Raw genomic sequence first — 18,294 nt, 5'->3', positions numbered from 1 at the left:
CACCCCCGTGTGGGGGCGACCCGGCCCGCGATGGGGGGGTGCCAGTAAAACCTTGATCCCCCTACCCCCCCGCACTCGGGAGCGGTCTCACTCCTACAAGGGTACAAACTGCATCTAAACGAATTATTCGATGCTTTGCAGCAATTATTTGCGCTTTTTCATCGATACGACCCTGTTTAACCTTCACTCCATCGACCTACAACATTCTCGGATGGAGACTACACACCATGTCCCGCGTTCTGATCATTGAAAGCAGCGCCCGCCAGCAAGACTCGGTTTCCCGTCAACTGACCCAGACCTTCATCGGTCAGTGGAAAGCGGCGCATCCCAACGATCAGATCAGCGTGCGTGACCTCGCCGTGAATCCCGTTCCACACCTGGACGCCAACCTGCTGGGCGGCTGGATGAAGCCTGCCGAGCAGCGCAATGCCAGCGAACAATCGTCGCTGGAGCGCTCCAACGAATTGACCGACGAGCTGCTCGCCGCCGACGTACTGGTGATGGCTGCGCCGATGTACAACTTCGCGATCCCGAGCACCCTCAAGGCCTGGCTCGACCACGTGCTGCGTGCCGGCGTGACCTTCAAGTACACCGAAACCGGCCCGCAAGGCCTGCTCAGCGGCAAACGTGCCTACGTGCTGACCGCTCGCGGCGGGATCTACGCTGGCGGCCCGGCCGACCATCAGGAACCGTACCTGCGTCAGGTCATGGGTTTCATCGGCATCCATGACGTGACCTTCATTCACGCCGAAGGCATGAACCTGGGTGGCGACTTCCAGGAGAAGGGCCTGAATCAGGCCAACGCCAAACTGTCTCAGGTCGCTTGATATGTTAATCGCCAGATAATCGCCGCTTGGTTAAGTGACCTGGCGCAACCCCTTCAAGGCTCTACGCGCATCGAACCTCCCTTTGCACTTGTTGCTCCTGAGTGCTGTAGCCCGATTGAACGCTTTAGCGAGATCGGGCTTTTTTTTGCCTGTGTTTTTTGAACAACACAAAACTCCTTGTGGGAGCGAGCCTGCTCGCGAAGGCGGTGTGTCAGTCAAATATTCGTCGACTGACACGATGCTTTCGCGAGCAAGCCCGCTCCCACAGGGTTCAGTGTTGCCTGAGGTTCGCGGTCTGGCGCAAAAACCGCTATCGTCGCCGCCATTCGAAACAGAGGCGACCATGGGCTATCTACTTTTTGTCACGCTGATCCAGGCGTTTTCCTTCAGTCTGATCGGCGAATACCTCGCCGGGCATGTCGACAGCTACTTTGCAGTGCTGGTGCGCGTGGTGCTGGCCGGGCTGGTGTTCATTCCGTTGACCCGCTGGCGCTCGGTGGAGCCTTCGTTCATGCGCGGCATGCTGCTGATCGGCGCGTTGCAGTTCGGCATCACCTACGTTTGCCTGTACCTGAGCTTCCGTGTACTGACGGTGCCGGAGGTGTTGCTGTTCACGATCCTCACGCCGCTGCACGTGACGCTGATCGAAGATGCGCTGAACCGCCGCTTCAATCCGTGGGCGCTAGTGGCCGCGTTGGTAGCGGTGGGCGGTGCGGCGGTGATTCGTTTTGACCGGATCAACCCGGATTTCTTCATGGGCTTTTTGCTGCTGCAACTGGCCAACTTCACCTACGCCGCAGGGCAGGTGATGTACAAGCATCTGGTGGCAAAACACCCGAGTGATCTGCCGCATTACCGGCGTTTCGGCTTCTTCTATCTCGGCGCGTTGGCAGTGGTGTTGCCGGCGTTTCTGCTGTTCGGCAAGTCCAACTTCCTGCCCGAAGCGCCGTTGCAATGGGGCGTGTTGCTGTTCCTCGGTCTGGTCTCGACGGCGTTGGGCATGTACTGGTGGAACAAGGGCGCGTGCATGGTCAACGGCGGCACGCTGGCGGTGATGAACAACCTGCATGTGCCAGTGGGCTTGCTGCTGAATCTGCTGATCTGGAATCAGCATGAGGAACTGGGAAGGTTGTTGCTGGGCGGGAGTGTGATTCTGGCGGCGGTGTGGATCAGCCGGTTGGGCATCCGCAAAACTCAAGCCACCGCATAACCCCTGTGGGAGCGGGCTTGCTCGCGAAAGCGGTGCGTCATTCAACGATTATGTTGACTGACCTGACGCCTTCGCGAGCAAGCCCGCTCCCACAGTTTTGATCGGTGGCGTTACATGAGGTGTTTCTGCGGCTCGGGAATGCTCGCCGCCCCCAACACCGCCGGCAACAACCCCGAACGCAAATCCCCGCCACTCGGCTGCTGATACAGGCTCAAGCCAAACTCCGGCAGCACCGCCAGCAGATAGTCGAAAATATCCCCCTGAATCCGCTCGTAATCGGCCCACACCGTGGTGGTGGTGAAGCAGTAGATTTCCAGTGGAATGCCCTGCGCCATGGTCTGCATCTGGCGCACCATGCAGGTCATGTTCGGCTGCACCTCCGGGTGACTCTTCAAATACGCCAGCGCATAAGCGCGGAAGGTGCCGATGTTGGTCATGCGCCGGCGGTTGGCCGACATCGCCGCGACGTTTCCTTGCGCCTCGTTCCACGCCTTGAGTTCGGCTTTCTTGCGGCCCATGTAGCCGGTCAGCAGGTGCACCTGGCTCAACTTCTCTTCTTCATCGTCACGAATGAAGCGCACGCCGCTGGCGTCGATGAACAGGCTGCGCTTGATCCGTCGCCCGCCGGACTGTTGCATGCCGCGCCAGTTGCGGAACGATTCGGACATCAGGCGCCAGGTCGGGATCGAAACGATGGTCTTGTCGAAGTTCTGCACCTTGACCGTGTGCAAGGTGATGTCGACCACATCGCCATCGGCGCCGACTTGCGGCATTTCGATCCAGTCGCCGACCCGCAGCATGTCGTTGCTGGTCAACTGCACGCTGGCAACGAATGACAGCAGAGTGTCCTTATATACCAACAGAATCACCGCCGACATCGCACCCAGACCGGAGAGCAGCAACAGCGGCGAACGATCGATCAACGTGGCGACGATGATGATCGCACCAAACACGTACAAGACCATTTTCGCCAGTTGCACATAGCCCTTGATCGAGCGGGTGCGGGCGTGTTCGGTGCGGGCGTAGATGTCCAGCAGCGCATTGAGCAGGGCGCTGACCGACAGCAGCAGGAACAGGATGGTGAAGGACAGCGCCACGTTGCCGAGGAAGGACATCGCGGTTTTGCTCAGTTCCGGCACCAGGTGCAGGCCGAACTGGATCACCAGCGACGGCGTCATCTGCGCCAGACGTTGAAACACCTTGTTGTGGCGAAAGTCGTTGATCCAGTGCAGGGCCGGCTGGCGCCCGAGCATGCGGCTGGCATGCAGGATCAGATAGCGTGCCACTCGTCCGAGGACCAGCGCGATCACCAGTAGCAGCATCAGCGCCAGGCCGGATTGCAGGAATGGGTGCTTTTCGAGGGCACCCCAGAGGTCTTGGGCGTTGAGCCAGAGCTGTTTGAAATCCATGTGAGCAACGATTCTTCTGTAAGACGCGATGGGCGATTAGAGCATTTAAGACGCTGTGTATTACCGTTGGAGACAAATCGAGCAACAAAAAAGCCACTGATTACGCCCGTTTGTATAAAGAAACTCGGCCTGAGCGCTCGAAACCGGTAACCTATGCAGCTGTTTTTTTGCATATCTTCGAGGTAGCACCCGTGTTTTCCCAATTCGCCCTGCACGAACGCCTGCTCAAAGCCGTGGCCGAGCTGAAATTTGTCGAGCCAACGCCTGTGCAAGCAGCGGCCATTCCGCTGGCGCTCCAGGGGCGTGACCTGCGGGTGACGGCGCAAACCGGTAGCGGCAAGACCGCCGCTTTTGTCCTGCCGATCCTCAATCGCCTGATCGGCCCGGCGAAGATCCGCGTCAGCATCAAGACGCTGATCCTGCTGCCGACCCGTGAACTGGCCCAGCAGACGCTTAAGGAAGTTGAGCGCTTTTCGCAGTTCACGTTCATCAAGTCCGGCCTGATCACCGGCGGTGAAGACTTCAAGGTGCAGGCCGCGATGCTGCGCAAGGTGCCGGACATCCTGATCGGTACGCCGGGCCGGATGATCGAGCAACTCAACGCCGGCAACCTCGACCTCAAAGAAGTCGAAGTGCTGGTGCTCGACGAAGCCGACCGCATGCTCGACATGGGTTTCGCCGAAGACGTGCAACGTCTGGTCGACGAATGCCCGAACCGTCAGCAGACCATGCTGTTCTCCGCCACCACCGGTGGTTCCGGCCTGCGCGAGATGATCGCCAAGGTGCTGAACAATCCTGAGCACCTGCAGCTCAACGCGGTCAGCCAACTGAACTCGACCACCCGTCAGCAGATCATCACAGCCGATCACAACCAGCACAAAGAACAGATCGTCAACTGGCTGCTGGCCAACGAGACCTACCAGAAGGCCATCGTCTTCACCAACACCCGGGCCATGGCCGACCGCATCTACGGCCGCCTTGTGGCTCAGGAATACAAGGCGTTCGTGCTGCACGGCGAGAAAGACCAGAAGGATCGCAAACTGGCGATCGACCGTCTGAAGCAGGGCGGCGTGAAGATTCTGGTAGCCACCGACGTCGCGGCCCGTGGTCTGGACGTTGATGGCCTGGATCTGGTGATCAACTTCGACATGCCACGCAGCGGCGACGAATACGTGCACCGCATCGGTCGTACCGGCCGCGCAGGCAACGACGGTCTGGCGATCTCGCTGATCTGCCACGGCGACTGGAACCTGATGTCGAGCATCGAGCGCTACCTCAAGCAGAGCTTCGAGCGCCGCACCATCAAGGAAGTCAAAGGCACCTACGGCGGGCCGAAGAAGGTCAAGGCCTCGGGCAAAGCCGTCGGCGTGAAGAAGAAAAAGACCGACGCCAAGGGCGACAAGAAGAAAACCGCCGCCAAGACCCCGACCAAGCGCAAGAGCGCCAACCGTCCAAAGCCGGATTCTCTGGTGAGCAGCGACGGCATGGCCCCGCTCAAGCGTCGCAAGCCCGCAGAGCCAGCGGCTGAATAAGTCGTCTCAAGCGGCCAATAAAAAACCCGGACAGCGTCCGGGTTTTTTTATGCGCAGGGTTTTTCAGTTCCCCAACTGTCCGCTGGTGTCTGCGTCAAAGCGCTGTTTTGCGCGATCTGCCGCCGGTTTGAGCTGCGCGAGCAACGCGGCTTCGCTGTACAGCCGCGAGTTCCCGAGCTCTTTCGGCGTCGGCTCGATCGGGATCAGTACATCTTCACCGTCAGCGTGCAGCCAGATCGCCACGACGTGCAGTGCCGAGACAAACAGCACCCGCAGTTCAACGCTCTTGCCCTGCAATTGCGGCGCCTGTTCCGCCAGTTTCAACGCGCCCACGGTGTCGGCGGCCCGGGTGCCGTGGTTCAGCGAAGCGAACTCGACATGGCCACGCACCTCGGCCAGTTGCGCATCGGCAATGCTTACGCCGTCGGCAAACACCAGGTAATGCCAGTCGCCGATACGTGCGTCTTTCAGACCCTTGCCTTGGCTCAGGTCGTCGAGTGTCAGCGAGTAGCCGCGATAGGCTTCGCTGAGGCTGACTTTGGCCGGTGTCGCGTTGGCGAACTGGCGGTTGATGCCGAAGCCCTGGTTTTGCAGCGCGGCTTGCAGCACCGGACGCAAAGTCTGTACGCCGTTGGAAGGCGCCTTTGGATAAGTCAGTTGCATGATGTCGCCCTCCTAGTGTTTCGCGGTGAAGTAAGTGTGAGTCCAGTTGCCGCCGCCGTTGTACGAACCGGGGAATGAGTTCAGCGCGCGGGTCGAGTAACCGTAGATCGAGTCGGCGATCAGCACGTAGTTGCCGTTGGTGCCGTAGATCGCCAGGAAGTGCGCACCGCCACCATACCAGGCACAACGCAGGCCGACCGGGCGGCCCATGTTGATCTGGTTCTGAATGGCCGACATCTGCAGCGAACCCTGATTCATCCCGTTATAGCTGCGGGTGGTTTGCAGGGCCGAATCCAGATAGCCGTAGACGTTGCACGGCCCCGGCTGGCTGCAGCAATTGCGGTCCAGTTGGGTGCTGGCGACGCCGCACTGGGTCCAGTTGCCGGTGCCGTAATAATTGCCGACCGAGGCGGAAACGGCGGCCCAGCACCAGTTGGTCTGGGTCTGTTTCTGCATCGTGAAGTTGAGGTTGGCAGCGGCCAGTGCCGCCGTTTGCGCAGTGGCTTCAACCTCGACCAGTTGCGGGTCGATCAGGTGGCCAACAAGGCACCTTGGCAGGCTCTCGCCGGTGAACGATGTTGCTTGAGTGGTTAACATTTTTTCAGTCCTCCATGAATGAAAACAAGCGTCCAGCTTGTGATTGTGTTGCGGTATTGCCGAGCGATCGGTGGTTAACGGTTTTCATCTGCGATGAACGGTGCCGATTTCCTTGCTCGATGTAACCTTAGTCCGGATATGCATTTATGCAATAAAATAAATGCACAAATGCATTTTTAAGATCAAAAGATCGCAGCCTTCGGCAGCTCCTACAGGGTCTGGTGTAGGAGCTGCCGCAGGCTGCGATCTTTTGATCTTGCTTTTAGCTGTCGGCTTTTTTCTCAGCCGAGTCCAGTTCCTTCAAGCGCTGATCAATCAACTGGCACTTGTCCGGCAGATCGGCGCTGGCCGTGCCCAGGTCCATCTTCTGCAACTCGGCATTGATTTCCTTGGCCTTGGCCGGATTCTGTTCGGTGAGCTTGGCCACTTCCTTGGCCAGTTGTTCACGTTTGGCGGTGGCCTCTTCCGGCGTGCAGGCCCAGACGGGCAGGGCGCAGGCGAGGGCGGCGGCGAGGGTGAGCTTGAGCAGGGTTTTCATGGGGGCAGGCCTCCGTTCCGGTTAAGGCGGGTTAACCGGTGGAGAGCTGGATGACATAAAAAGTTCAGAGTTGTGGCTGCCAGCAAGGCTTGCCCCCACAGGTTTATCAACTGCCATGACAGCAACTGGATTTTGTTTCTCTCTCATATCGGTCGTGGTGTCGTACCCATTCCATGATCTCGTCCTCATTGCGGCCCTTGGGCGTGAGGTCGAGATAGTTGTAGGCCCCTACTAACATATCCAGCCCACGGGCATAAGTTGAATAGGTATGGAAAATCTCCCCGGATTCATTGCGATAAAACACACTCAGCCCCGGCATTTCTTCCTCGGCGCTGTCAGTCTTTTCGTAGTTGTAGGTAGCCTTTCCGGCTTCGGCGTCCTCGGTTCTGGCGCAAACACCAAAGTCGTAGTTGAAATCGGAACCGTCTGACGACACCCAGTCGAATTTCCAACCCATGCGCTGCTTGAAGGCCTGGAACTGTTCAAACGGGGCGTGGGAGACCGCGACCATGGCGATGTCGTGGTGGGCCAGGTGCAGATTGGCGCCGTCGATGTGGTCGGACAGGAACGAGCAGCCCTGACAGCCTTCCTCCCAGTCCTTGGCGAACATGAAATGGTAAACGATCAACTGGCTGTGCTTGCCGAACAGGTCGGCCAGTTTCAGTTCGCCGTTTGGGCCTTGAAATTGATAGTCCTTGTCGACTTTGACCCAGGGCAACGCGCGGCGCTTGGCGCTGAGGCGGTCGCGTTCCTTGGTGAAGGCCTTTTCTTCGGCCAGATGTTGTTTGCGCGCAGCGAGCCATTCTTCGCGCGATACCACTGGATGATTCTCGACGTTCATGATGATTTCTCCTGCGGGGTTGAAACCGTCTTTGTCAGACTAGTCGTTTAACCCTCGATCAATTCGACAGACCGCCGGTCGGTCGCCGCGGAAAATGCCGCTGAACGGCTGCGATGCGTCCGGGTCACAACCTATGACAGCGCCCCAAATCACGCGCACCGGAGGTTGAATCAGGATGACGACTTATAACTGGGATTTGATTGAACGCTTGCTGCATGAAGTGCAGAACAGCGCAGGCGAAAGTTTCGCGCCGCGAAAATATGCCGAGGACTATGCGGCGCAGAAAGCCAGTGCAGGCGAGCCGATCGAGAATCTGGATCACCTGAAAACGGTGGCCTGCGAATATGAAGGCTTGTTGCTCGATCGTGGATTTATCGAACCGCGCCCGGATCATATGGGCAGTACCGGCAGCAATTTCATTCTGACGCCACGCGGATCAAGCCTGCTGAGCCTGATCGACAGCAGCATTCCCGGCAATGATCATCCGCGGCAGGTGTTGGACGAGCAGGAAGATGCGCTGGATGAAGCGACGTTTGATGAGGTGGCTTCCAAAGCGCAGATTGCCTGACAGCCTTTGTGGGAGCGGGCTTGCTCGCGAATGCGGCGTGTCATTCACCCTTTACGTGTCTGATACACCGCATTCGCGAGCAAGCCCGCTCCCACTTTGTTTTTTGCATAGCCTTAAGGTTTTTGTGCGGCCTTGAGGCATTCGAGGTCGTTGAAATCTTTACGCACCCCTTCGATTTTCTTGAGCAACCGCTGACGCTGCTGCGGCGTACTTTCGGCCATCAAATCCACTGCCAGCGAGCGCGCCTGTGCTTCGGTGTTGGCGTAGGCCTTCTGGTAATCCGCTGTCCATAAACGCTCGCGGTTGACCAGAAGTGTCTCGATTCGTTGTGGGAATTCGGCACTTTTACGCTGGGCAACGGCGTTACTGAACTGCTGCTGCCAGTGCGCGCGGTTGGCGATCCATTGAGTGTTCTGATCACCCAGCGCGGTCGACCAGGCCATCACCCGTTGTTCCTGAGTGGCGCTCAACGGGCCAAGCCAATCGGTCAGGCGTTTGTCCATGCGCGCGCCGCGCTCGGCGATCTGCTGCGCCAGTGGCGGTTTGACGTATTCCTTTTCCCGTTTGCGCAGATCCTTGGCGAACGCGTCGTTCATCTCGGCGACTTGCTTGTCGTCCAGCCCTTGCAGCAGCTCGATGGCCGACGGTGTGATCTGCCGTGCAGTTTCGGCAATGGCTTTTTTCGCTTCCTCGGTTCGTGCTTGCAGCGCAGCGTCGGTCACCTGATTGCTTTCGACCATTGCCTGCAAGCGATCCAGCCAGTCGAGGTAGCCCGGCAATTGCGTGGTGCAGTGCCAGTTCAGGTGCTCCTTGAGGCGATCGTTGAACCAGTCTTTTTGCTCGCTGGTCATGTCCAGATAGTCGCCAAGCGTCCATGGAATGATCACGTCGAGGTTTCGATAGGCCAGGCCGACACGGCTGCAAGCGCCGAGGGCGAGGGTGAAGATCAGCAGGGTGGCGAGGTGTTTGAACCAGCGAGACATGAGCGAATCCTTGCGAGAGCCTGACGTCTGATTCTCATGTGAACGCAGGAAGCTCCCGGCAGTTCAGCCGATCAATAGAATGCGCGCTCGGCCTTGAGCGTCACCAGCCCGTCACACTGACTGTTGTGCCCCGAGTACGCCGAGCATTCGCTGCCGCTGAGGTTGGAATTGCTGTAGATCAGATCGAGATCGACGCCCATGAACGGCCGGGAAAATTTCACCGACCAGTCGGTAAAACTGCTGACATAACCACCGTCCACCGACACCGGCGTGTTCAGTTGGTGGGTGGTGTATTTCATGCTGATCCCGATGCCGAACGGCTGATTGCCGCCGAGGTCGGCGAACAGCGTGTTGTTCTGTTTGTCCGGGTCATTGCTCACGGCGACGCCGAAGCGGCTGCCGAGCAGGGTCAGGCCGCCGAACAGCTCCTGGCTGTCGAGGGTGTCTACTTTGGGATAGCTGTAATGGATCATCCCGACTTCGTAGCCGAGGGTCTGATCGAAAGGTTGTTTGAAACCGACGTAGGAGTCGATTTCCAGATTCTTGCCCGGGGTCAGGCCCATGCTCGGTGCATACTGGCCGACATACAAACCGCTGTCGTGGCTCAGATCGAGGCCGCCGTGAAACGAGCCGACGGCTGACGGCTTGACCAGTCCCTGAGCCATGCTGCGGCTGGGCGTGGTGCCGAGTTTGAGGTCGAAGTCGCCGAGCTCGCGCTGGAAAATTTGCGCGTGCGCCGATGAGCAGGCCATAAGGCCCACAAACAATAAACAGAAAGTTGATTTGAGCATGCGTCACTCCATGAACAGCGAGGGCAGGGCTTGGCCTGCTGAAACGCTTGATCCAGACGCGTGCAAGGATACCGGCGAATGCTCGGCAATGATGGCCGTTCGTCGATTATCAAAGGATTTGATTACACAGAAGGAGGTGTAACGCGGGTGCCAGTCCAGGCGCTTCGAAGCTCAAAGCGCCTCTGGACGGGTGTATTACCGGGTGTTACTTCTTGCCCAGGCTGATCTGCTTGGACGGACCGAACGTCTGGCCGCTGACGCCTTTGGCAATTTGCTGGATTTCGCCGCCGGACTTGAGGAACGCTGCGATCTGATCGTTGATCGATTCGCTGGTTTCAACGGCTGGAGCTGGCTTTGCTTTGCTGGTGGATGCTTTTACACGCATGGCGGCCATTAACCTGTAGAAAAGTAACTCGGCCAGGCATCGTACAGGAATAACTTGACAATTGCTTGATAAATATCCCCGGGAATAACTGAGCGCGTGGGTGGATTATTCTCGATTAATTGTCCGAAATATCCCCCTAAGCCACTGTTTTAAATAACAACATTTATTCTTCATTGGCGCAAATGTCCGCCGTGAAACGGCACAGCAGGCTTCGCGCTGGCCTGACGAATGGCAAGCCGCCTGCGCAAACCAAGGAAAATCAAGGCTTCCGCAGATTTTCTACGGCAGGCTGCTTGCCCAGCGAACGAGACCGGCAAAACCGGGTAGAATGCCGCCCACGCAATGAGGGTTTTGGAAAATGGCTTTAGTCGGGCGTTACAACAGTTTGCAAGTGGTTAAACACACTAACTTCGGTTTATATCTGGACGGCGGTGCCGACGGCGAAATTCTTTTGCCCAACCGTTATATCCCTAAAGATATTCCCAGCGAAGATGAAGACTGGCTCAACGTTTTTATTTATCTGGACAGCGATGACAAACTTATCGCTACCACTGAAAAACCAAAAGTTCAGGTCGGCGAATTTGCCAGCCTGAAAGTTGTTGAGATCAACAGCATCGGTGTGTTCCTCGATTGGGGCCTGCCCAAAGATCTGTTGCTGCCGTATTCCGAAGAAAAGCGGCAGATGACCGCTGGTGAGTACTGCGTGGTGCACGTCTACCTCGATAAACACACGCGCCGCATCACCGCCACCGCACGTCTGGATCGCTATCTCGACAAGACCCCGGCCAACTACAGCGCCGGTCAGGAAGTTGATCTGCTGGTGGCCGAAGCCACCGACATGGGCTTCAAGGCGATCATCAACAACAAGCACTGGGGCTTGATCCACAAGAATGAAATCTTCAAGTTCATGCGTTCCGGCATGCGCGAGAAGGGCTTCATCAAGGAAGTGCGCGCCGACGGCAAGATCAGCCTCAGCCTGCAACCGGTGGGTCAGGAAGCGGCCAGCAGCCTGAGCTCGAAGATCCTCGCCAAGTTGCGTGAAAACAATGGCACGCTGGGCGTCAGCGACAAGAGCGATCCGGCGTTGATCAGCAGTCTGTTCGGTGTCAGCAAGGGCAACTTCAAGAAGGCCATCGGTTCGCTGTACAAGGAAGGCAAGATCGTCATTCATGCCGATCGCATTGAACTAACCTGAGCCTTCCGGGGCCCATGTTGCATGGGGTCACTTGAGGTTGGGTAAATGAAAAAGCCGTTGCTTGCTTATATCGCCACTCTGCTGGCGTTTCTGTTGCTCGACGGTATCTGGCTCGGCGTATTGATGGCGCCAACCTACCGCGAACTGCTCGGTTCGCTGATGCTCGAAAAACCGCTGCTGGTTCCGGCAGCGGTTTTTTATTGCCTGTATGTTTTTGGCTGTGTGCTGTTTGTGGTCTTGCCGGCACAGAGCTGGCAACGTGCGGCAAAGATGGGCGCGCTGCTGGGGCTGGTGGCGTATGGCACGTATGACCTGACCAATTGGGCGACATTGCGCGGGTGGTCGGTGCAGGTGAGTTTGCTGGATTGGGCGTGGGGGACGTTTGCTACGGCTGTGGCGTGTACGGTCGGCTTTTTGGTGGCAAAGCGATTTTGAAGTCAGCCCCGTAATCTTTGTTGTCTGGAGCGACGCCTTCGCGAGCAAGCCCGCTCCCACAGGGGGAATGCGATCATCCTGTGGGAGCGGGCTTGCTCGCGAATGGCGGCGCAGCCGACAACCATTCACCCCTGACGCCACTGAAGCACAAAATGTCTTTTCCAGACGGCTTTTTCTGTCCGACTGATTGATAATCCCCGACACAGATTTTTGACCATTGGACGGCTGCCATGTTGTGTGTGTTCGAGGTGTTGCGGTGAGTGTCGAGCGGCGCAATGCCGACGGGTTTGCCTTGCAGGTAATGATCGGCCTCTGTCTGATCTGGGGCGTGCAGCAAGTGATGATCAAGTGGGCCGCGCCCGACATCGCGCCGGTGATGCAGGCGGCCGGGCGCTCGGGGATTTCTGCGCTGCTGGTAGGCCTGTTGTTGTGCTGGAAGGGCGGTTGGGATCAGGTGGGCAACACCTGGCGTGGGGGACTGCTGGCCGGTGCATTGTTCGGTCTGGAGTTCTTCTTCATCGCCGAAGGTCTGCAACTGACCACCGCCGCGCACATGTCGGTGTTCCTCTACACCGCGCCGATTTTCACCGCACTCGGCGTGCATTTCCTGCTGGCGAGTGAACGCCTGCGACCTTTGCAATGGCTGGGGATTCTGCTCGCGTTCGTCGGTATCGCCATCGCCTTCGCCGGCGGCGTGTCGTGGGGCAACCTCGACCGGCGCATGCTGTTGGGCGATGCGTTCGGGGTCATTGCCGGCGCCTGCTGGGGCGCGACCACCGTGGTGGTGCGCGCCTCGCGTCTGTCGGAAGCACCGGTGACGTTGACTCTGTTCTATCAACTGATCGTCGGCTTCGTCGGCCTGCTGTTGATCGCGCTGTTCAGTGGCCAGATCAGCCACGTCAGCCTGACCAGCGTGGCGGTGGCCAGCGTACTGTTCCAGGGCCTGGTGGTGTCGTTCTTCAGTTACCTGACCTGGTTCTGGCTGCTGCGCCGCTATCTGGCGGCTAACCTTGCGGTGTTTTCGTTCATGACGCCGTTGTTCGGCGTCACGTTCGGCGTGGTGCTGCTCGGTGAGGAATTGAGCGTGAACTTCGTCATCGGCGCGGTGCTGGTGTTGCTCGGCATCACCTTTGTCAGCGCTGAACAGTGGGTGCGTCGGCGTTTGCGCAAAGCCCTCGGCCAACGCTGACCGATTGCAGCGCAAGCCCGCCGGCAATCAGCAGACCGCTGCCGGCAATGATCAGCGCCGGTTGCAGACCACCGCTGAAATGGCTGCTCAGCGCCGCCAGCAACGGGCCGCTGAGCTGGCCGACGGCAAAGCATGCGGTCAGTAGCCCGGCGTTGCGCTGAGTTGTGTGCGGCGCCAGTTCTCGCGAACGTTGCATCACCAGTTGCATGCAGGCCAGGAACGGCATGCCGCACAACACCACCCCCAGCGCCAGGCCATAACCACTGCCCAACAGACAGGCGAAGACCCCGAGCGCCTGCAACCACAGCGTGGCGGTCAGCCAGTGCCGTGTGGTGTTCGGATCGTGGCGACGCAGGCTCACCAATAGCACGCCAATCGCTGCGCCGAGTCCGAAACACGGCCAGAACAGGTCGGCCTGCCATTGCCCGTGAAATTGCGCGTTGGCCATTTGCGAGAGAAACGTGGCCGGAATGATGTAACCCACGCCATATAACGCATACACCGCCGCCAGTCGCGGGATACCGCGATTCGAATGGTTGACGTTGAGGGTGGCGACCGGTGTGTGCAGGCCCGGTTGCGGCAGGATCCGCACGATCCCCAGCAATATCACCAGCGCCACGGCGGCATAGATCAGCCACAAGGTGGCAGAGGTCTGATTCAGCAGATGTGAGAACAGTGCCAGTAACCCGGTCAGAAAAATTCCCAGTCCGGGACCGGCAAATACCAGTGCCCCCAGCCGTGGCCGGCCTGCCGCCGCTGCCAGTGGTTGACTCAGTGCGGTGATCATCACCAGCACCCAGGCACTCGCCACGCCGGTGCCAAAGCGCAGCAGCAAATGCGCCCAGAAGCCGTTGGCCCAGAACGATGCCAAGGTCAGCAGCACACACAGCCACAAACCGCCATGCAACCGGCGCTGCACTTGCTGCGGACGGTGGGCGAACATCGCGTCCACCGCGCCCAGCAGGTAGCCGAGGTAATTGGCCGCAGCAATCAGACCGGCGGCCGTCAGGTCGACCTGGCCTTCGCTGAGCAAGTGCGGCAATTGCGGGGTGAGGGCGAAACGCCCGATGCCCATGGCCATCATCAGGGCGACGAAACAGGCAGATAAGCGAATCAGTGGCGACATGGTCGGGATTCCTTTGAAGGAGCAATGACCGTCAGGCTAGAAGCGATTGACTTTCTTTAAAATTGAATAATAGTGAGTAACTTGTTCTGTTATGGAGAAAGGTCGTGGAGTTCAGCCAGTTGCGGATCTTTCAGGCAGTCGCCGAGGAAGGTTCGATCACCCGCGCAGCAGAACGCCTGCACCGAGTGCCGTCCAACCTGTCGACCCGACTCAAGCAACTGGAAGAGCAATTGGGCGTCGAACTTTTCGTCCGTGAGCGTCAGCGTTTGCAGTTGTCGCCTGCGGGAAAAGTCCTGCTGGACTACACCGGCAAACTGTTCGCCCTGCGCGATCAGGCCAGTGCAGCGGTGATGGGCGGGCAGCCGGCCGGGGATTTTGTCCTCGGCACGCTGTACAGCACCGCGGCGATCCATTTGCCGGCGTTGCTGGCGCGCTATCACAAGCAATACCCGGCGGTGAATCTGCAAGTGCAGTCCGGGCCCAGCGGCGAGTTGCTCGAAGGTCTGGTCTCCGGGCGTCTCGATGCGGCGTTGGTGGACGGCCCGCCACAATTGGCGGGGATCGACGGCGTGCCGCTGTGCGACGAGCGTCTGGTGCTGATCAGCGAAGCTGACCATCCGCCGATCCGCAGCGCCAAGGAGGTCGAGGGCAGGGCGGTGTTCACCTTTCGTCATGGTTGCGCCTACCGCGCGCGGCTGGAGGCGTGGTTCGTTCACTATCAGGCGGCGATGGGACGGGCGATGGAGATCGAGTCGTATCAGGGCATGCTTGCCTGCGTGATTGCCGGCAGCGGTGTGGCATTGATGTCGGAGTCGATGCTCGCCAGTCTGCCGGGGCGCGAGAGCGTTGCAGTGCACCCGTTGGCCGAACCGTTTGCCAGTGCGACAACATGGCTCATGTGGCGCAAGGGTATGGTCGGGGCCAACCTCAATGCCTGGATTGAACAGCAGCAAGCGCTCTATCCCGTGGCCGCCAATGAATCCCGGCAGACGGCGTGAACCAACCAATCGTAATTCTGTTCAATTCAGTAACAGATCATTGCGGATTTGGCCGAGCATTGCGTAGGACTTCGGACTATTATCAGTGCGAAGCGGCCTCAGAATTCCGGCCGCTCAGCACTACCCTGAAGGGGGCATGACGATGAAAGAGAAAATTCAGAACTGGCTGCACGATTTGGGTGTTGCCCTCGGCTTGATCGAACCGCCTCTGCAACCCGTACCGATCCGCACCGATGACGAACAGCGCCGGCGTCAGCCTCGCCGGCGGTAAGTACGGCTCCATGTGAGTGACGCTTGTTGTGGCGAGGGAGCTTGCTCCCGCTCGGCTGCGCAGCAGTCGTAAGGTCACTGAACAAGGTCCGTCTGACATAACCGGGCTGAATGGTTTTGGGGCTGCTTCGCAGCCCAGCGGGAGCAAGCTCCCTCGCCACAGGGTTTCAGATCACCCTGATGGTTGTATTTGGCAAACCCTCTCAATGCCTTCCAATCTCTAGCAGAAATCGACTCAGGTCCTTCGTAGTCTTCGCGGTCTTGAGCATGTGATCCTCTTCGGCAGTAAACGCCGTCAGTCCGAATTCATCTTCCAGATGAAAGATCAGATCTTCGATATCCGCCTTCTCCAGCCCGAGTTGCACCAGGCTGGTGTCGTCGTTGAATTCGCGGGAATCCAGCAGGCGCTGAATGTATCGGTGCACGGCAGCACGCACGGCAGCTCTTCTCATGGCAGATGATTTCGTTGTTGTTTTGACTGATTACAGCAGGCCTCAAGCGTGTCGACGCAACCATTCGTCAATCATCGAACGCAAATGCCCGCCGGAAAAACTGCCGAAATGTCCGCCATGCACGGTGCGGATCGGTAGCGCATGCAAACGCCGCAGACTGGCCGCGTAATCCTGCAGATTGGAGTGGTAGGCGTCCTCGATCAACGGCCCGTCGTAAATGATGTCGCCGCTGAACAACGTTTCGGTCGCCGCTTCATACAGGCTGATCCCGCCCGGTGAATGCCCCGGCGTGTGCAGCACCTGCAAGGTGCGATTGCCCAGATCCAGCACATCGCCATCCTCGACAAACCCAGTGGCCGGCGCTGCCTTGACCCGGTATTCGGCGTAGCACAGCGGGCAGTCCGGGTGCGCCTCGAACATGTCGTCGCCAACGAAGGCCCGGCTCAGGTCATTTTCTCCATCCGGCGCGGCGAGAATGTCGGCCTCGGCGCGATGCACCAGGCGTTCGGCAAATTCGTGATGCCCGGCGATATGGTCGAAGTGGCAATGACTGGCCACCGCCACCAATGGCCGCTCGGTAATCCACGGTAACTGCTCGCGCAGGCTGACCAGCCCCGAGCCGCTGTCGAGCAACAAGTCTTTGTCGCGCCCCTGCACGTGCCACAAATTGCAGCGGTAGAACGGGCGGATATACGGCTCATGGATCAGCCGAATGCCATCGCTCAAGTGCTGAACTTCGAACCACTGATCGCGCGAAACGATCTTCATATTCACTTTTTCCAGACGAAAAAAACGGGTGTGGCAACCGACGCCACACCCGTCGAAGAAAGCATCAAGTCGTTACATCAAAGCTTAGATCGCACTCGCCACCGTCGCCGGGCGAGGGGAGACCAGGCTGACCACCACAAAGCTGATCAGACCCACAGCCAGGCTGTAGTAGATCGGCGTGTTCGCATCCAGGCCGTCCTTGAACATGAACAACAGCGCGGTGGCAAAACCCAGGCCCATGCTGGCGATGGCGCCGGCAGTGGTCGCGCGCTTCCAGAAGATCGCACCGATCAGCGGGATCAGCATGCCGCCCACCAGCAGGTTGTAGGCCAGGGTCAGGGCGCTGATCACGTCATTCACCACCAGCGCGATGCCCAGTACCGCAACACCAGTCAGCAAGGTGAACAGGCGGTTGATTGCCAGGCTCGACTGTTTGCCGCCGCGCAGTTTCGGCAGCAGGTCTTCAGTCAGCGTGGTGGCAGCAGCCAGGAGGCCGGCGCTGGCGGTGGACATCATCGCCGCCAGAGCCGCAGCGATCACCAGGCCACGGATGCCGTCCGGCAGCGACAGTTTGACGATGGCGGCGAAGGCGTTGTTGACGTTGTCCAGATCCGGGATCAGCACGTGAGCGGCCATGCCGATCAGCGCGCAGGCCAGACCGTAGAGGATGCAGTAGATACCGGCGATGCTGCCGGCGTACTGGGCGACTTTGGCGGTCTTGACGGTGAACACCCGTTGCCAGATGTCCTGACCGATCAGGATGCCGAAGAAGTAGATCATGAAGTAGGTGATGATCGTGTCCCAGCCGATGGTGGTGAAGTTGAACGCCGCTGCCGGCAGTTTCAGCACCAGTTCGTCCCAGCCGCCGACGCGGTACAGGCAGATCGGCAACAGGATGAACATCAGACCTACGGTCTTGATGATGAACTGGACGATGTCGGTCAGGGTCAGCGACCACATGCCGCCGATCGCCGAGTAGATCACCACCACGCCACCGCCGAGCAATACCGAGATCCAGAACGGCAGGCCGAACAGCACTTGCAGCACGGTGCCGATCGCCAGGATCGAGGTCACGCCGATCATCAGCGCGTACGCCAGCATGATCGCCGCGCTCGCCGAGCGGGCCATCGGGTTATAGCGTTTTTCCAGAACCTGGGTAACGGTGTAGATCTTCAGTTTCAGCAGCGGCTTGGCGAGGAACAGGTTCAGCGCGACGATGCCGCAACCCAGCGCCGCACACAGCCAGAAACCGGAGATGCCATGCACGTAACCCAGGCGCACGGTGCCGACGGTGGACGCGCCACCCAACACGGTCGCGGCCATGGTGCCCATGTACAGGCTTGGGCCCAGGTTACGCCCGGCGACCAGAAAGTCCTCGTTGGTCTTGGCCTTGCGCATGCCGTAGTAGCCGAGCAACAGCATGCCGGCGGCGTAGATGAGGACGACGAATAAATCCAAAGCCATGATGGCGTGTCTCCGATTGTCTTTTTTATGTGGGGCTGATTCCGCTTTGCCCT

Annotated in this window: 21 protein-coding genes; 9 read left to right on the top strand and 12 right to left on the bottom strand. The window is 58.9% G+C overall.

Going from position 1 to position 18,294, the window contains the following annotated elements; translation table 11 throughout:
* Positions 1 to 227 precede the first annotated feature (227 nt).
* Positions 228 to 827: an FMN-dependent NADH-azoreductase gene (locus tag LVD08_RS06590; RefSeq protein WP_027614552.1), complete on the top strand. Its 600-nt coding sequence runs from the start codon at positions 228 to 230 to the stop codon at positions 825 to 827.
* Positions 828 to 1,170: 343 nt separating this feature from the next.
* Positions 1,171 to 2,037 (top strand): carboxylate/amino acid/amine transporter, encoded by an 867-nt coding sequence (locus tag LVD08_RS06585; RefSeq protein WP_247267767.1) that lies wholly within the window; start codon positions 1,171 to 1,173, stop codon positions 2,035 to 2,037.
* 110 nt (positions 2,038 to 2,147) lie between these two features.
* Here LVD08_RS06585 and LVD08_RS06580 read toward each other — a convergent pair whose 3' ends face one another.
* Positions 2,148 to 3,446: a mechanosensitive ion channel family protein gene (locus LVD08_RS06580; protein WP_247267766.1), complete on the bottom strand. Its 1,299-nt coding sequence runs from the start codon at positions 3,444 to 3,446 to the stop codon at positions 2,148 to 2,150.
* A 191-nt stretch (positions 3,447 to 3,637) separates the two neighbouring features.
* On the opposite strand from LVD08_RS06580, the gene LVD08_RS06575 reads away from it, so the two are divergent.
* Positions 3,638 to 4,978: a DEAD/DEAH box helicase gene (locus LVD08_RS06575; protein WP_041070247.1), complete on the top strand. Its 1,341-nt coding sequence runs from the start codon at positions 3,638 to 3,640 to the stop codon at positions 4,976 to 4,978.
* 63 nt (positions 4,979 to 5,041) lie between these two features.
* On the opposite strand, the gene LVD08_RS06570 is transcribed toward LVD08_RS06575, so the two are convergent.
* The 4 genes from LVD08_RS06570 to LVD08_RS06555 form a co-directional block, all read right to left on the bottom strand.
* Entirely contained in the window at positions 5,042 to 5,641 is a 600-nt protein-coding gene (locus LVD08_RS06570) for a hypothetical protein (protein ID WP_247267765.1), read from the bottom strand.
* Between the two features lie 12 nt (positions 5,642 to 5,653).
* Complete coding sequence (locus LVD08_RS06565; protein ID WP_247267764.1) at positions 5,654 to 6,238, bottom strand: papain-like cysteine protease family protein; 585 nt, start codon at positions 6,236 to 6,238, stop codon at positions 5,654 to 5,656.
* 262 nt (positions 6,239 to 6,500) lie between these two features.
* Positions 6,501 to 6,776, bottom strand: a complete 276-nt coding sequence (locus LVD08_RS06560) for a hypothetical protein (protein ID WP_247267763.1) — start codon at positions 6,774 to 6,776, stop codon at positions 6,501 to 6,503.
* A 106-nt stretch (positions 6,777 to 6,882) separates the two neighbouring features.
* Positions 6,883 to 7,617 carry a DUF899 domain-containing protein gene (locus LVD08_RS06555; protein ID WP_247267762.1) on the bottom strand — a complete coding sequence of 245 codons (735 nt, stop codon included), beginning with the start codon at positions 7,615 to 7,617 and terminating at the stop codon, positions 6,883 to 6,885.
* Positions 7,618 to 7,792: 175 nt separating this feature from the next.
* On the opposite strand from LVD08_RS06555, the gene LVD08_RS06550 reads away from it, so the two are divergent.
* On the top strand, positions 7,793 to 8,185 hold the full coding sequence (locus LVD08_RS06550) for a transcriptional regulator (protein ID WP_096797478.1): 393 nt from the start codon (positions 7,793 to 7,795) through the stop codon (positions 8,183 to 8,185).
* 113 nt (positions 8,186 to 8,298) lie between these two features.
* Here LVD08_RS06550 and LVD08_RS06545 read toward each other — a convergent pair whose 3' ends face one another.
* From LVD08_RS06545 to LVD08_RS06535, 3 genes are all read right to left on the bottom strand, one after another.
* A complete protein-coding gene (locus LVD08_RS06545) occupies positions 8,299 to 9,168 on the bottom strand; it encodes a DUF6279 family lipoprotein (protein WP_247267761.1) in 870 nt (289 codons plus the stop codon).
* A gap of 71 nt (positions 9,169 to 9,239) precedes the next feature.
* Positions 9,240 to 9,959 (bottom strand): TorF family putative porin, encoded by a 720-nt coding sequence (locus LVD08_RS06540; RefSeq protein ID WP_247267760.1) that lies wholly within the window; start codon positions 9,957 to 9,959, stop codon positions 9,240 to 9,242.
* A gap of 205 nt (positions 9,960 to 10,164) precedes the next feature.
* Entirely contained in the window at positions 10,165 to 10,353 is a 189-nt protein-coding gene (locus LVD08_RS06535; protein WP_016985943.1) for a hypothetical protein, read from the bottom strand.
* 349 nt (positions 10,354 to 10,702) lie between these two features.
* Here LVD08_RS06535 and LVD08_RS06530 point away from each other — a divergent pair, with 349 nt between their 5' ends.
* The 3 genes from LVD08_RS06530 to LVD08_RS06520 all read left to right on the top strand — a co-directional run bounded on the left by LVD08_RS06530 (position 10,703) and on the right by LVD08_RS06520 (position 13,163).
* The gene (locus LVD08_RS06530; RefSeq protein ID WP_247267759.1) at positions 10,703 to 11,539 is read left to right on the top strand and encodes a CvfB family protein; all 837 of its coding nucleotides are present in this window, start codon (positions 10,703 to 10,705) and stop codon (positions 11,537 to 11,539) included.
* A 45-nt stretch (positions 11,540 to 11,584) separates the two neighbouring features.
* Complete coding sequence (locus LVD08_RS06525; protein WP_247267758.1) at positions 11,585 to 11,974, top strand: DUF2177 family protein; 390 nt, start codon at positions 11,585 to 11,587, stop codon at positions 11,972 to 11,974.
* A 256-nt stretch (positions 11,975 to 12,230) separates the two neighbouring features.
* Positions 12,231 to 13,163, top strand: coding sequence for a DMT family transporter (locus LVD08_RS06520; protein WP_247267757.1), 933 nt, complete (start codon positions 12,231 to 12,233; stop codon positions 13,161 to 13,163).
* On the opposite strand, the gene LVD08_RS06515 is transcribed toward LVD08_RS06520, so the two are convergent.
* On the bottom strand, positions 13,108 to 14,289 hold the full coding sequence (locus tag LVD08_RS06515; RefSeq protein ID WP_247267756.1) for an MFS transporter: 1,182 nt from the start codon (positions 14,287 to 14,289) through the stop codon (positions 13,108 to 13,110). The two genes, LVD08_RS06520 and LVD08_RS06515, sit on opposite strands and share 56 nt — an antisense overlap.
* A gap of 104 nt (positions 14,290 to 14,393) precedes the next feature.
* On the opposite strand from LVD08_RS06515, the gene ptrR reads away from it, so the two are divergent.
* Both ptrR and LVD08_RS28035 read left to right on the top strand, forming a co-directional pair.
* Entirely contained in the window at positions 14,394 to 15,287 is an 894-nt protein-coding gene (ptrR, locus tag LVD08_RS06510) for a putrescine utilization regulator PtrR (protein ID WP_047598231.1), read from the top strand.
* A 142-nt stretch (positions 15,288 to 15,429) separates the two neighbouring features.
* Entirely contained in the window at positions 15,430 to 15,558 is a 129-nt protein-coding gene (locus LVD08_RS28035; protein WP_003184145.1) for a PA1414 family protein, read from the top strand.
* 202 nt (positions 15,559 to 15,760) lie between these two features.
* On the opposite strand, the gene LVD08_RS06505 is transcribed toward LVD08_RS28035, so the two are convergent.
* From LVD08_RS06505 to LVD08_RS06495, 3 genes are all read right to left on the bottom strand, one after another.
* Entirely contained in the window at positions 15,761 to 16,009 is a 249-nt protein-coding gene (locus tag LVD08_RS06505) for an acyl carrier protein (RefSeq protein ID WP_247267755.1), read from the bottom strand.
* 42 nt (positions 16,010 to 16,051) lie between these two features.
* On the bottom strand, positions 16,052 to 16,777 hold the full coding sequence (locus tag LVD08_RS06500; protein ID WP_247267754.1) for an MBL fold metallo-hydrolase: 726 nt from the start codon (positions 16,775 to 16,777) through the stop codon (positions 16,052 to 16,054).
* An 84-nt stretch (positions 16,778 to 16,861) separates the two neighbouring features.
* Positions 16,862 to 18,241, bottom strand: coding sequence for a sodium:solute symporter (locus LVD08_RS06495; protein WP_247267753.1), 1,380 nt, complete (start codon positions 18,239 to 18,241; stop codon positions 16,862 to 16,864).
* Positions 18,242 to 18,294 lie beyond the last annotated feature (53 nt).

The sequence above is a fragment of the Pseudomonas sp. YL2 genome, assembly GCF_023063025.1.
In the GTDB taxonomy this organism is placed as follows: Bacteria; Pseudomonadota; Gammaproteobacteria; order Pseudomonadales; family Pseudomonadaceae; genus Aquipseudomonas; species Aquipseudomonas putida_A.
This window is presented reverse-complemented; position numbering and strand designations above follow the sequence as displayed.